The sequence below is a fragment of the Pseudoalteromonas sp. 1181_04 genome, assembly GCF_052850545.1.
In genome coordinates this window covers 101,087-116,229 of the sequence record NZ_VXCS01000003.1, presented here as the reverse complement: position 1 = coordinate 116,229, position 15,143 = coordinate 101,087, and the positions used below count along the sequence as shown (strand labels likewise).

Sequence of the window (15,143 nt, the reverse complement as noted above, 5' to 3'; positions counted from 1 at the left end):
CATGCAAGTACAGCAAGGGAGTTGTTTTAAACATTTAAACAGTTTAGTTTTATTAACGATTCTTGTTACTTGTTTGTACTTGTACTGCGCACCTTTAAAAGCACAGCAAAAAACCGCTTTTGATGAGCAATGGTTAACAACACAACTGCATACCGCCCACGAAAAAAGCATTCAGGATCCAGGCCAAGCCATTGAGTTTGTAGCGCTATTATTAGTAGAGCATACGAGTCGCTTAACAGTGTTACAACGCACAAGGTTACAACTCAATTTAGCTGAAAATTACTTATTAAATGGTGAAATAACTAAATCCATTGAATTGGAACAGCAAATAGCGAAGCAGCTAAACTCACTAAGTAGTGATGCGCTGATAAGCTACTACTTAGTAAAATCGGATATTTACAATTTTACTGGGCAAACTGAAAAATCATTAGCAGTTTTAATGACAGCTAAAGAGCTAGTTGAACAACTTGATAATGATAAGCTAAAAAGTGATGTATATGGCGCTTTAGCTAATTTTTATGTGTATAACCATGATGATATTCGGGCATTAGATTACTTCTATAAAAGTTATGTAATTATTAAGCGTAGTGGAAGTTTACTTGATTTAGCCTACATAGAATCAACAATGGCAAAATCGTACGAATATTTGTTTGATTACAACAAAGCAATTGAAGTGCAAACTAAGGCATTAGATTATTTTTTAAAACATGACTTAGCGTTTGACAGTTTAGTGTCGTATTTTCATTTAGCTAAAGTTTATTTAAAGATGGGGCGCAGCCAAGAGGCGATTGCAAGTAGTCAGAAATTACTGACGTTGAGCAAAAAGTTAGCCAATGAAAAATTAGTGTACTACGGTTATATTATCTTAGCGGAAGCATATTTATTAGAGCAAAATATGGCTCAAGCTAGCCATTATTTGTCATTGAGTAATCAATATTTTGACAGGCTTGAAGATGTAGTTACCATTGCTAACCACTTCTATACTCAAGCAGGTATTGAGTTAGCACTGAATTTGCCTGAGCAAGCCACGATAACCTTAACTAAAGCGCAGCAGTTGTCGAAGCAAATTCCGATAGAAAACAGTATCACATCACTATTGAAGTTAACCCGCTTGCTTACTCAGCTTGCGGTGCAGCAACAAGATTATCAGCAGGCGTACTTACATCAGCAAGATCTTATCGCTTTAAATGCTCAACATTATAATAAAGTGCGCGAGTTATCCCGTTCTCGCTATCAAGTTCAGTTTGATACTAAACAAGTAGAAATTGAACGACAGCTGCTTGAAAAAGATAAAGAACTTAGCGAATTTGCATTACAAGAAATTAAGCAACAGCAAGCATTACAAAAAACCATTATGCTAAGCGTACTATTATTATTTTTATTGCTGTTAATCTTTTCATGGCGACAATATCGTTTAAAGCGCAAATTTAGTGTGCTAGCCAATACGGACGTTTTAACTGGTGTGGCTAATCGACGTAAAATAATAGAGTTTGCTCAGTTACAGTGGCAACAGTTAAAAAAAGACGATCACAATTTTTGTTTGATTGCTTTTGATCTAGACCACTTTAAAAACATTAATGATGATTTTGGCCACCCGGCAGGGGATTTAGTGTTACAAGCGATCACGAATACATCTCTGCGAGCGATCAGAGAGAATGATATTCTAGGGCGCATTGGTGGCGAAGAGTTTTTAGTGGTACTCAACAATACCACTTTAGCTGAAGCCACTGAAATTGCTTATCGAATTAAAACTGAGATTGAAAAAGAACGTATAATCAGTGATGGAAATGAGATCAAAGTCACTGCAAGTTTTGGTGTGGCGCAAAAGCAAGCGCAACTAGGCTCATTTAAAGATTTATTTAAAAAAGCAGACAAAGCGTTATATGCCGCAAAAGATCATGGCCGTAATAGGGTAGAAATCGATGAATAAATTACTAGTTTCTGTATTAACATTAGGCTTGCTAAGTACTCCCTTAGCAGCAAAAGAAATCCTTAAAGAACTCAGTGTTCCTGATGGCTTTACTGTAAACATATTTGCCAGTGATGTGGAAAATGCACGGCAATTAGCAGTATCTAAAAAAGGTATTGTGTATGTTGGCTCGCGAAACGCGGGCAATGTATATGCACTGATTGATCACAATAGTGATGGGGTTGCCGATAAACAAATTTTGGTGGCCAGTGGTTTAACTATGCCTTCAGGTTTAGCGATCAAAGATGGCGACTTATATGTTGCTGAAGTGCAACGTATTATTCGCTTCAAAAATATTGATACACAATTGAAAGCACCTAAATATGAAGTGGTTTACGACGCATTACCGACAGAACGTCATCACGGTTGGAAGTTTTTACGCTTCTCACCAACCGGCGAGCTGATCATTCCTGTGGGCGTACCTTGTAATATTTGCGCTGAAGATGAGCGCTATGGGCGAATATTTTCATTGGATGTAAACACCAAACAAATGACCACGTTAGCACAAGGTGTGCGTAACTCTGTTGGCTTTGACTTTCATCCTAGCACCCAAGCTATGTGGTTTAGTGATAATGGCAGAGACATGATGGGTGATGATCTTCCACCGGATGAACTAAACCGCTTAACAACCGAAGGTGAACATTTTGGTTTTCCGTATGTGCATGCAGGTGCCATCTTAGATCCTGAATTTGGTAAAGGTAAAAATATTGCCGATTACAGTGCCCCAGCTTTAGCCTTGGGTGCGCATGTTGCTCCATTAGGGATTCATTTTTATCAAGGTAAACAATTTCCTGCTACTTATAAGCAGCAATTATTTATTGCTGAACACGGCTCTTGGAACCGCAGTAAAAAATCTGGATATAAAGTGGCAGTTGCCACTATTGAGCAAGGACGTGTGATAAAATACACGCCGTTTATTACGGGCTTTATGAAAAACGAAGAAACATTGGGTCGTCCGGTTGCTTTTGCAGAACTTGCCGATGGCAGCTTATTGATCTCCGATGATTATGCCAATGTGATCTACCGTGTAAGCTATAAAAAAAATTAGGTAGGCTTTGATGAGTGATACAGATACCTTGCTATTGCAAGGAATTGAGCAACAAACAATGGGGCGTTTTACCGAAGACGCCTATTTGAATTATTCCATGTATGTGATCATGGATAGGGCATTGCCACATATTGGCGATGGTCTAAAACCAGTACAACGTCGTATTATTTACGCTATGAGCGAACTGGGGTTATCGGCAACGGCTAAATATAAAAAGTCAGCCCGTACCGTTGGTGATGTACTTGGTAAGTACCATCCTCATGGTGATAGCGCTTGTTATGAAGCGATGGTGTTAATGGCACAACCGTTTTCTTATCGTTACCCATTAGTTGATGGGCAAGGGAACTGGGGTGCTGCAGATGATCCAAAGTCATTTGCGGCAATGCGTTATACCGAAGCGCGTTTATCTAAGTTCTCAGAAGTACTGTTAAAAGAACTTGGCCAAGGGACTGTTGATTGGACGCCAAACTTTGATGGCACAATGGACGAGCCACAAGTATTACCATCACGCTTACCACATATTTTACTCAATGGTATTACGGGTATTGCAGTGGGTATGGCAACTGACATTCCGCCACATAACGTACGCGAAGTAGCCAGTGCCTGTTGTTTGCTATTGGATAACCCTAAAGCTGAACTAGATCAATTGCTTGAGCATGTACAAGCTCCCGATTACCCAACTGAAGCTGAAATAATTACTTCAAAAGCGGATATTCGTAAAATTTATCAAACCGGCCGTGGTTCGATAAAAATGCGCGCTATTTATACAGAGGAGCACGGCGATATTGTCATTACTGCACTGCCACATCAATGTTCTGGTGGTAAAGTACTTGAGCAAATCGCAGCGCAAATGAATGCCAAAAAGCTGCCTATGGTGGCTGATTTACGTGATGAGTCTGATCACGAAAATCCAACCCGGATTGTCATCATTCCGCGTTCTAATCGCATTAAAGTGGAGCCGTTAATGGCTCATTTATTTGCCACTACAGACTTGGAAAAAAATTACCGCGTTAATATCAATATGCTTGGTCTTGATGGCCGTCCGCAGGTAAAAGATTTACGAACCATTTTAACTGAGTGGCTGGTGTTCCGTCGTGAAACAGTGCGCCGTCGCCTGCAATATCGTTTAGATAAAGTATTGGCTCGTTTACATATTTTAGAAGGTTTACTTGCAGCCTTTTTAAATATTGATGAAGTTATTGAGATTATTCGTAGCGAAGACAAGCCAAAGCCTGTGTTAATGGAACGCTTTGGTATTACAGACATCCAAGCCGAAGCAATCCTTGAATTAAAACTACGTCATTTAGCGAAACTTGAAGAGTTTAAAATTCGTGGGGAGCAAGATGAGCTTGCCAAAGAGCGCGATAAATTACAGCTGACTTTAGGCTCTGAACGTCGTATGTCGACGTTACTAAAAAAAGAGATTCAAGAAGCAGCAGAGCTGTATGGTGACGATCGCCGTTCACCGATTGTCGAACGTCTTGAAGCGAAAGCATTAAGCGAAAAAGATTTAATCCCATCAGAATCAGTAACCGTTGTGTTGTCTGAAAAAGGTTGGGCGCGTGTTGGTAAAGGCCATGATTTAGATGTTGAAGGGCTCAGTTATCGAGCTGGCGATGCATATAAAGCCTCTGCGCGTGGTAAGAGTAATCAACCTGCGGTGTTCTTAGATTCTGCTGGGCGTGCATTTGCCACTGATGCGCATGGGTTACCGTCGGCACGAAGCCAAGGTGAACCAATGACAGGGCGGTTTAACCTCACTGCAGGTGCTAATTTTGAGCATGTAGTGATGGGCGAAGACAAACAAGTACTGTTAATGGCATCAGATGCAGGTTATGGTTTTATTACTGATTTTGTAGATCTAGTAAGTAAAAACAAAAACGGTAAAGCCTTGGTTAGTGTGCCTAAAGGTGGGCAATTATTAGCGCCAATTAGGGTTAATGATGTTGCTAACGATTACTGTATGGCGATATCGAATGAAGGCCGGATGTTGTTATTCCCATTACGTGATTTACCAAAACTAGGTAAAGGTAAGGGTAACAAGATAATCTCTATCCCAAGTGCCAAAGTACAAGCGCGTGAAGAGTTTGTTAAAGTGCTGGCAGTGGTGCCTGAAGGTACCAGTGTTACCCTGCATGCAGGTAAGCGTAAGCTGACTCTTAAACCCAGTGATTTAGAGCATTATCATGGTGAGCGTGGTCGTCGAGGTAATAAATTACCGCGTGGTTTACAGCGTGTCGATGAAGCGGTTGTAGAGTTGACGGCGATTGATGATGACATTGAGCCGACAGAAACTGAGTAAGTATTTTTTTTATATCTATGAATAAAACGGCCTGCTATTGCAGGTCGTTTGTTTTTAAAGCAGAAAATTATTTTAAGCTTACATGTGTTCGCTAAACACTCGTTTAGCGGTAAAAATAACGCTATAATGCCGACGTTATTATTTTTGGAGCGTTTTCTTTGTTAGCTATTATTCGTATTGTTATTATGGCATTGTTTATTTTATTAAGCTGTGTATTTGGTTTACTCCTTTGTTTAGTAAAACCTTTTCATATAAATAATGTACATATTATTTCAAGTTGGTTTGGTACAGTGGCTAAAATGCTTGGTGTAAACGTGGTTATTACACGCCATCCTGACGCGCAAAGTTGTGGCCCTGCAGTATATGTTGCAAACCATCAAAATAATTACGATATTTTCACTTTACCGGCGGCGGTACCAAAAAACTGTGTCAGTTTAGGTAAAAAAAGTCTTAAGTGGATCCCATTTTTTGGACAGCTATATTGGCTTTCGGGCAATATTCTAATTGATCGGGGTAATCGCTCTAAAGCGGCTGGCACGATCACTAAATCGGCCGATAAAATCAAACAAAAAGGCCTGTCAGTGTGGATTTTCCCAGAGGGAACCCGCAGTTACGGACGTGGCTTATTACCATTTAAAACAGGTGCATTTCACACGGCTTTAAATGCGGATGTACCTGTAGTACCTGTATGTATGAGCACAACATATAAAACCATTAAGCTAAATCGCTGGGACAATGGTATAATCTACATAGACATGTTAGCGCCAGAACCACTTGATAAAACGATTGGAGCACGTGAACACGCAAAGCGTATTCATAGCAAAATGGCTGCTAGAATAACTGAATTAGATGCTCAAGTGAGAGAAAAGTAATGGAAAATTGGCGTGAAATTAGTGAAGACATTGTAACTTCGTTATTAGAAGATGGTTCTGATCCTGAGATCTTATACGAAGTAGAACATCACTTTGTTTGCGAAGACTTTGTCAAGCTTGAGCAAGCTGCACTCGCTGCGTTTAAACTAGGCTATGACGTTGAAGAGCCTGCAGAGCTTGAGCTTGAAGACGGCAGTAAGATTTGGGGCTTTGACATCGTTGTTGAAGCTGAGTTAGATGTTGAGGTAATAATGGAAGATGTTGATAAACTAGCACAACTTGCGATCGACACCGACGTAGAATACGACGGCTGGGGCACTTACTTCCAAGAGTAATATGTTATCCACTAGGTCCTAACCACTAGGACCTAGTGTAATTCATACCTATTATTGACTCGCCAACTCGCCAACTCGCCAACTCGCCAACTCGCCAACTCGCCAACTCGCCAACTCGCCATTTCCTAGTGCTTATTTCGTATTCGTTACTTTTGTTATAGACATTTGTAGTGGATCGTTGATAATCAGTAATTATTATTTTTTGAAATGAATTAATCACTTTATATGCTTATTACCCTTCCAATTTCTGAACTCGTACCAGGAATGTTTGTTGACAGTGTTAGCAAGCAGTTTGAGGGGGTTGATAGTATAAAAATCAAAACTCGCGGCCTAGTTCGCGATAAATCGATCATTAAGCGCTTGGTATCCGAAGGAGTTCAAGAGCTGCTGATAGATTTTACGCAAAGTGATGTGAGTGTTCCTGCCAAATATCAGCTCAAACCTGAAGTCGCTACTGCAACGGCCAATAACCCTAATAAATTAAAGATAAAAAAGGTTATTTCAGTTGAGCAAGAGTTTGCTAAAGCGAGTGTGAGCTATGAGCAACATAATCGTAATTTACAAAGTTTATATGGCGACGTTACCTCAGGCTTAAAGATGAATATCGCACTGCTTGATGGTATAGCTAAAGATATTGTGGCATCGGTATTTCGTAATCATAATGCAATGACTATTTTAACCCGCATTAAAGATAAGCATATGTACAACTGGCGACATATGACTAACTGCGCCATTTTTGTCACTGTATTTGCCAAGTACTTAGGTTACAAAGAAAGTGTTGTGCAAGAGCTGGCCATGGGTGCCTTGCTGCACGATTTGGGACAAGCTAAATTACCACAAGGGATTTTTTCTAAATCTGAAAAAGTAAATAAACTTGAGATGCAAGCGATTAAAAAGCATGTAGCGCAAAGTTTAGGATTGGTAAAAGGCGAAAAAGGCATTACCCCATTAATGCTTGATATGATAGTTAATCACCATGAGCGCTTAGATGGCAGTGGTTATCCTCGAGGTCTGCAGGGTGAAAAACTTAGTCGACCAGCACGAATTATGGCGATAGTTGATGTGTATGACGCGATGACAGCGGACAGGCCCCATCAATTAGGTGATGAACCGGTCAACGCACTGCGCTATTTACTTGCTAATAAACACATGTTTGATGGCGAGCTAGTACAGCGGTTTATTAAGTGTTTAGGTGTACATCCAGTCGGCACGATTGTTAAATTAACTAATGAACGGTTGGCATTAGTAACCGAAGGTAATCATCAGAACCCCATTCAACCTAAAGTTAAAGTTTTCTATAATGCTAAGCATAGTCATCATATTACGGCAAAAGATGTTGATTTAACTTCACCAGATCATGACTTAAAGATTTTAGCGAGTATCAAACCATTAGATTATCAGCTTAATTTGGCTCGTTTGTTAAAAGAGCATCTGTTGGTTTAAGCGGTTTTTTGGTTATTGCTTTGTCACAGTGTTTTTTAGTTGATTGCTTAGCCGATAATAGCGCACCACTGAAGCAACTCACCATTAATAGTAGCCACAATAAAGTCCCATTTTCTGAATGTAACGCACTACAGCAGCATACTAGTGCGACTAAAGCACAGACAATGGCACCTAACCAATAATGGTTAACAGGGTTATCGCATTCGCCAGCTCTGGTGCAGGCACAAAAATTAGCTTTGCAAAAGCAATATACACTTATCCCACAAAAAGCCAACGCAGCAATAATTAATCCTATTTCCACCGCTTCATCTCCTTTGCTAGTCTTGTTTGGCAGTCTAATAGTGCTTATCAAGCAAGTCAATCTAAATGATAATTAATTGCAAGTGAGTTTTATTGTAACTTATCCGATGAGTTTTAAAAAACTGTTACTTTGCTGTTAAAAAATGGTTTTTATGGGGTTTTTTAACGCTTTGTTACAGTTTTTTATTTAAAAGTAAGGTACTGTGCTAAGGTTTTGAAGTAACTTACTCCTAATAATTAGAGACAACACATGGGAACCCAAGCATTTTGTTTGGTTAAGGAAACACAATGAAATTTACAAAAACTTTAATTGCAGCATCATTTGCTGTTATGTCTGCAGATACGTTTGCAGCGGCTTTCCAGCTTGCAGAGCAAAATGCCTCTGGCTTAGGGCGTGCATATGCTGGTGAAGCAGCCGTGGCTGATGATGCCTCTGTAGTTGCGCGTAACCCAGCTCTTATGTCTGTATTTAAAGAGCAGCAGCTAAGTATTGCAGGTATTGCTGTCATTCCAGATGTCAGCCTTCGTGGCACTGAAGCTAGTAATCAATCAGTTAACCCTGGTCAACTAAACGACAGCAGTATTGCGCCAGCCGCTTTTGTTCCTGCAGGTTATTTTGTAATGCCTATCGATGACAAGTTTGCTGTTGGTTTTGGTGCGTTTTCAAATTTTGGTTTATCAACTGAATTTGAAGCAGATTACCCTGCAGGCCAGCTTGCTGGTGAAACAGAGATTGTTACTGTAAATATGAACGTTAGTGGTTCATACAAAATCAATGAGCAATTTAGTGTTGGCCTTGGCTTAAACTATGTTTATGCAGATGCGAAAATCATTCGTAACTTTGGTGCCAATCCATTAGGTTTACCAGCACAAACTCAAGCAGTACATTTAGAAGGCGATGATACTGGCTTTGGTTGGAACTTAGGAGCTAGCTATCAGATTGATGAAAATAGTCGCTTTGGTTTTAACTATCGTAGCGAGACAGATATCACATTTGATGGCGAGTTTTCTAACCAATTACCTGCACAAATCGGTGGCCTAGCTGGCGTAAGTGTACCTGGAAGTGTTGAAATCACTCTCCCTGCGATTGCTGAGTTCTCTGGTACACACCAGTTAGATGAGAAAACAGGCTTACACTACAGTGTATTATGGACTGGTTGGGATAGCTTCCAAAAGCTAGAAGCTTATGTTCCAGGCAAAGATACACCTGTATTCTCTAAAGATGAGCACTTCTCAAACTCAATGCGTTACTCAATCGGTGGCGATTATCAGTTTAACGATGCTGTACTATTACGTGCTGGTATTGCTTATGATGAATCACCAGCCGATCAAAAACACCTGTCAATTTCTATCCCTGATACTGACCGTTTTTGGTACTCGTTTGGTGTTAACTACACCATGAGCGAACAAGCAAACCTAGATATTGGTATGAGTATTCTCCGTGGTAAAACACAAAACTTTACTGAATCTGATGGCTTAGGTCAGCAGTGGGGCTTTGAATCAAAAGGCCATGCATACTTATTTGGTGCGCAGTATAACTACACGTTTTAATTTGTAGGCGCGGGTTTATCCCGCGCAAATAAAAAGCCGCGTTATTTATTAACGCGGCTTTTTTTGTGTCTAGCTGTGCGGGGTTCCCCGCATCTAGTTACAAGCTTTCGATCTTGGCTTTTTGCTCAAGTAGTTTTGCTTTCGCATCTGAGAACTCTGCAAGCTTCTCATTTTCTTTAGCAAGGACTGCTTCAGGTGCATTGTTAACAAACTTTTCGTTTGCTAGTTTATTTTGCACTTGAGCTAGGCCTTTTTCGGCTTTTTCAAGCTGCTTAGCAATGCGTGCAAGTTCGGCGTCAACATCGATTAGACCTGCCATTGGGATCATGATCTCAAGGTTACCAACATAAGATGTTGCACATGCAGGTGCGTCATCTTTGTTATCAAGCAGCGTAAATTCTTCAATTTTAGCAAGTGATGCTAAGAAAGATTTATTTTCTTCAATACGACGTACATCATCCGCAGATGCATTTGCTAGTAATACTGATAACGGCTTGCTTGGGCTAATATCCATTTCACCACGAATGTTACGAATAGCTAAAATGAATTGCTTAACCCACTCTAAATCATCCATTGCTTTTGCATCAACGTTAGCTTCATTGTAAACAGGGAAGGCTTGTACCATGATACTAGTGTTCGCTGTTTCAAGACCTGCCAGTGGCGCAACACGTTGCCAAATCGTTTCGGTAATGTATGGCATCATTGGGTGCATTAAGCGCAGTAGGCTTTCAAGCACAGTGATCAGTGTATGACGCGTACCACGTTGTTGTGCTTCATTGCCTTTGAATAATACAGGCTTTGTCAGCTCTAAGTACCAATCGCAAAATTGGTTCCAAGTGAACTCATAAAGCGTATTGGCTGCAAGGTCAAAACGGTAGTTATCTAAGTGCTCAGTATAGGTTTTAACAGTTGCTTCAAATTGGCCTAAGATCCAACGATCAGCAAGTGAATACTCTTTAACTGCATCATTTGTAAAGCCACAATCTTGCTCTTCGGTGTTCATTAGTACATAACGGCTGGCGTTCCATAACTTATTACAGAAGTTGCGGTAACCTTCAAGGCGGTTCATATCCCAGTTGATGTCACGACCAGTTGATGCCATTGCCGCTAAAGTAAAGCGCAGTGCATCTGTACCGTGGGCTTCAATGCCGTTATCAAAGGTTTTACGAGTATCTTTTTCGATTTTATTAGCAACTTTTTCTTGCATCAGGTTACTGGTGCGTTTTGTTACTAAGCTTTCAAGGTCGATACCGTCAATCATATCGATTGGATCAAGTACGTTACCTTTAGATTTTGACATTTTATCGCCATTTTCATCGCGAATAAGACCCGTAACGTAAACCGTTTTAAAGGGCACTTGTGGCTTGCCGTTATCATCTTTGATGAAATGCATGGTCATCATGATCATGCGCGCTACCCAGAAGAAGATAATATCAAAACCAGTTACCAATACGTCAGACGGGTGGAAAGTTTTCAAATCATCTGTGTTCGCAGGCCAGCCTTGGGTTGAAAAAGTCCAAAGTGCTGATGAGAACCAGGTATCGAGTACATCTTCGTCTTGGCTAAGTGTTACGCTATCAGCAATGTTGTTTTCACGACGTACTTCTGCTTCATCACGGCCAACAAAAACGTTGCCTTCGCTGTCGTACCAAGCTGGAATGCGGTGACCCCACCACAACTGGCGCGAAATACACCAATCTTGTACGTCGTTCATCCACGAGAAATACATGTTCTCGTATTGCTTAGGTACAAATTGAATATCGCCATTTTTTACTGCGTCTTTTGCAGGCTCAGCCAGTGGTGCAACACGTACATACCATTGGTCAGTAAGTAGCGGTTCAATAACCACACCAGAGCGGTCGCCGTAAGGTACGGTTAGAGCGTGATCTTCAATCTTTTCAAGTAGGCCTAACTGTTCAAATTCAGCCACAATTGCTTTACGTGCATCGAAGCGGTCAAGACCATGCAGGCGCTCAGGAATTGGTGCATCAAACTCAAGCTCTTTACCATCAAAGGTGTACGTTTCGCCTTGACTTAGAATTGCGGCATCTTTATCGAAGATATTGATCAACGGCATTTGATGACGTTTACCAACTTCGTTATCGTTAAAGTCGTGTGCTGGCGTGATTTTTACACAACCAGTGCCTTTGTCTTTATCGGCATGTTCATCAGCAACAATTTTAATTCGACGATTAACAATCGGCAGTAAAATCTCTTTACCGATCAAGTCTTGATAGCGTTCGTCATCTGGGTTTACTGCAACACCTGAGTCACCAAGCATGGTCTCTGGGCGAGTCGTTGCCACTACAATGTAGTTTTTACCGTCTTGGGTTGTAACACCATCAGCCAATGGGTAACGTAGGTGCCACATGTGGCCTTGTTTGTCTTTGTTTTCAACTTCAAGATCAGAGATAGCCGTGTGTAGCTTTGGATCCCAGTTTACTAGGCGCTTACCACGATAAATTAAATCTTCTTTGTGTAAGCGTACAAACACTTCTTTAACTGCTTCTGATAAGCCGTCATCCATTGTGAAACGTTCACGATCCCAGTCAACCGATGCGCCAAGGCGACGAAGTTGTTTTGTGATAGTCCCGCCAGATTGTTCTTTCCACTGCCAAATTTTGTCGATGAAAGCTTCACGGCCTAAGTCGTGGCGTGTTTTACCTTCTTCAGCAGAGAGTTTACGTTCAACCAGCATTTGCGTAGCAATACCTGCGTGGTCAGTACCTACTTGCCATAATGTGTTATTACCTTGCATACGTTTAAAACGCGTTAAGGTATCCATAATGGTGTCTTGGAAAGCGTGGCCCATGTGTAAGCTACCAGTGACATTGGGTGGCGGGATCATAATTGAATATGCATCGCCTTTACCTGATGGTTTGAAGTAGCCTTTTTGTTCCCAGTCTTGGTATAACGACTGTTCAATATCTTGCGGATTGTAGGTTTTATCCATTACACAGAACCTTAAATAAGTACTTAAATGAGTTAGTTAGCTATTTATACAAAAGGTATGTTAGCTATTAATATCTTGCGTGGTGATATTAGCACCGAGTTGGCGTAGCTTTTTAAAGCGCTCACGGGCAGCTTGTTTAGCAGTGGCTTCAACGGGCACAAAATCAAAAACTTGGTTAAACCGACGAATAAAGTCCGGCAATTGTGCAGCCAAGTTAATTAAAACTTTACGATTACCGACTGGCGGGGTAGTACCTATTTCAACGGGCGCACCACCTTTTGGACCTTCACCTTGGAGATTGTGAGGCACAAAACTGTCGGGGTCGAATGACCAAATAGTTTCATCAATGGCATGGGCAATTTCAAGATCATCAACGTAAATAAAGATACGATGACCAAGACGATACTGTTCAGCAGCAATATCAGCCGCTAAGCTAAAGTGATCATCAGCCTTGGCTAATGACTCATCTTGTTGCTTTAGAACGAAAAACTGGGCGTTCATGCTCATTGTATCGGGGCTTCCCACAGTATTGAAAATAATACTTAAATCAAAGCAGGGATTTTGCCATATAACGCGTTTTGCTTCAATTAATACGCTAATTTATACGTTAATAAGTGGGGAATAAATAAGGCGCTAAAAAGCGCCTTATTTAAATTTAACAATGTATTGTTAAACGCGGGGTTTAATCTTGGCTGGTTTCGCTTACACCGGCACGGTTGAGTAAATATTGCGTAAGCATTGGCACCGGTCGACCTGTTGCGCCTTTGTTTTTACCACTGCGCCAAGCAGTGCCTGCGATATCTAAATGGGCCCAGTTATACTTTTTAGTAAACTTAGATAAGAAGCATGCTGCTGTTATCGTTCCCGCAGAGCGGCCGCCTAAGTTAGTAAAATCAGCAAATGGGCTTTCTAGTTGATCTTGATAATCATCCCACAGTGGCAACTGCCACGCACGGTCGCCACTTTGCTCAGATGCTTTTAACAAGTCATGTGCCAGTGGGTTGTGGTTAGATAATAACCCCGTTGCATGAGCGCCAAGGGCAACAATACAAGCGCCAGTTAAAGTAGCAACATCAATCACGGTTTCAGGTTCAAAGCGCTCAACATAAGTGAGTGCATCACATAATACTAAGCGGCCTTCAGCGTCGGTATTTAGTACTTCAACTGTTTGCCCTGACATAGTGGTCAAAATATCACCCGGACGATAAGCATTCGAGCTTGGCATGTTTTCACAACCTGCGAGTACACCAATTACGTTAATCGGTAATTGCATTTGCACCAAAGCACGCATTGCGCCAATAACACCGGCTGCACCGCCCATATCGTATTTCATTTCATCCATGGCTTCGCCTGGTTTGAGTGAAATACCACCTGAGTCAAAGGTTAAACCTTTACCAACTAGCACTATTGGGGCTTGATCTTTCGCGCCGCCTTGGTAGTTAATTACCGACATAATAGATTCGTTATCACTACCACGACCAACTGCTAAGTATGAATTCATACCTAACTCTGCCATTTTATCTTCGCCAATTATATCAACCGTAACGTTGTCAAAGTTAGCTGCAAGTTCTTGCGCTTGTTCACCTAAATATGCAGGATTACAGATGTTTGGCGGCATGTTCGCTACGTCTTTACATAACTTACTACCTGCAGCAATCGCTAGACCATGTTCAATGGCGCTTTCACCAATGGTAAGTTCGCGGCGAGTTGGTACGTTAAACACAATTTTACGCAGCGGGCGACGCGGGTCACTTTTTTTGCTTTTTAATTGGTTAAATGTGTACAAGCAGTCTTGGGTGGTTTCGACCGCTTGGCGGACTTTCCAGTAGGTGTCGCGACTTTTAACATGTTGCTCAGTTAAAAAGCATACCGCTTCCATCGACCCAGTTTCATTTAGGGTATTGATAGTTTTTGAAATAATTTGTTTGTATTGTTTGTCGTCTAGCTCGCGCTCTTTACCACAGCCGACCAATAGTATGCGTTCACTTAACACATTGGGTACATGATGCAATAACAGCACTTGTCCCGGCTTGCCTTCAAGGTCGCCGCGACGCAATAAATTAGAGATATAACCATCACTGATTTTATCGAGTTGTTCACCAATGGGGGATAAACGACGTGGCTCATAAACGCCAACTACAATACATGCGCTACGTTGCTTTTCAGGACTACCACTTTTTACGCTAAATTCCATTGTCACTCCTAATTTTGAGTCATTTAACCCTTAAATAAGGGTAATAAAATAAAAATCCAGATACTAGCTTAATATTAGCTTATAAACGCTGACTCATTATGTGTATTTGAACTTTATACTTTTGTAGCCATCAATACCACTAATGCGACAATATATCGAGTTGCTAGGTATGATAT

Annotated in this window: 11 protein-coding genes; 7 read left to right on the top strand and 4 right to left on the bottom strand. The window is 41.0% G+C overall.

Annotation, left to right across the window (positions count from 1 at the left end; genetic code table 11):
- Position 1 precedes the first annotated feature (1 nt).
- The 6 genes from FW757_RS03235 to FW757_RS03210 all read left to right on the top strand — a co-directional run bounded on the left by FW757_RS03235 (position 2) and on the right by FW757_RS03210 (position 7,969).
- Positions 2-1,930: a diguanylate cyclase gene (locus FW757_RS03235; protein ID WP_446440854.1), complete on the top strand. Its 1,929-nt coding sequence runs from the start codon at positions 2-4 to the stop codon at positions 1,928-1,930.
- Positions 1,923-3,017: a PQQ-dependent sugar dehydrogenase gene (locus FW757_RS03230; protein WP_182718449.1), complete on the top strand. Its 1,095-nt coding sequence runs from the start codon at positions 1,923-1,925 to the stop codon at positions 3,015-3,017. The genes FW757_RS03235 and FW757_RS03230 overlap by 8 nt, the downstream gene beginning before the upstream one ends.
- 10 nt (positions 3,018-3,027) lie before the next feature.
- Entirely contained in the window at positions 3,028-5,319 is a 2,292-nt protein-coding gene (gene parC / locus FW757_RS03225) for a DNA topoisomerase IV subunit A (protein ID WP_182718448.1), read from the top strand.
- A 158-nt stretch (positions 5,320-5,477) separates the two neighbouring features.
- On the top strand, positions 5,478-6,191 hold the full coding sequence (locus FW757_RS03220) for a 1-acylglycerol-3-phosphate O-acyltransferase (protein WP_149981260.1): 714 nt from the start codon (positions 5,478-5,480) through the stop codon (positions 6,189-6,191).
- Positions 6,191-6,526 (top strand): ribonuclease E inhibitor RraB, encoded by a 336-nt coding sequence (gene rraB / locus FW757_RS03215; protein ID WP_182718447.1) that lies wholly within the window; start codon positions 6,191-6,193, stop codon positions 6,524-6,526. The genes FW757_RS03220 and rraB overlap by 1 nt, the downstream gene beginning before the upstream one ends.
- Positions 6,527-6,751: 225 nt before the next feature.
- Positions 6,752-7,969 (top strand): HD-GYP domain-containing protein, encoded by a 1,218-nt coding sequence (locus FW757_RS03210; protein WP_404699266.1) that lies wholly within the window; start codon positions 6,752-6,754, stop codon positions 7,967-7,969.
- On the opposite strand, the gene FW757_RS03205 is transcribed toward FW757_RS03210, so the two are convergent.
- On the bottom strand, positions 7,929-8,270 hold the full coding sequence (locus FW757_RS03205) for a hypothetical protein (protein ID WP_259399182.1): 342 nt from the start codon (positions 8,268-8,270) through the stop codon (positions 7,929-7,931). The genes FW757_RS03210 and FW757_RS03205 overlap by 41 nt on opposite strands.
- 287 nt (positions 8,271-8,557) lie before the next feature.
- On the opposite strand from FW757_RS03205, the gene FW757_RS03200 reads away from it, so the two are divergent.
- Complete coding sequence (locus tag FW757_RS03200; protein ID WP_182830550.1) at positions 8,558-9,820, top strand: outer membrane protein transport protein; 1,263 nt, start codon at positions 8,558-8,560, stop codon at positions 9,818-9,820.
- Positions 9,821-9,917: 97 nt separating this feature from the next.
- Here the strand turns inward: FW757_RS03200 and FW757_RS03195 are convergent, their stop codons facing one another.
- The 3 genes from FW757_RS03195 to pepA form a co-directional block, all read right to left on the bottom strand.
- Positions 9,918-12,773, bottom strand: a complete 2,856-nt coding sequence (locus FW757_RS03195; protein WP_182830551.1) for a valine--tRNA ligase — start codon at positions 12,771-12,773, stop codon at positions 9,918-9,920.
- Positions 12,774-12,833: 60 nt separating this feature from the next.
- Complete coding sequence (locus FW757_RS03190; protein WP_145234983.1) at positions 12,834-13,280, bottom strand: DNA polymerase III subunit chi; 447 nt, start codon at positions 13,278-13,280, stop codon at positions 12,834-12,836.
- A gap of 175 nt (positions 13,281-13,455) precedes the next feature.
- Positions 13,456-14,967 carry a leucyl aminopeptidase gene (gene pepA, locus FW757_RS03185; protein WP_145234985.1) on the bottom strand — a complete coding sequence of 504 codons (1,512 nt, stop codon included), beginning with the start codon at positions 14,965-14,967 and terminating at the stop codon, positions 13,456-13,458.
- Between the last annotated feature and the right edge of the window lie 176 nt (positions 14,968-15,143).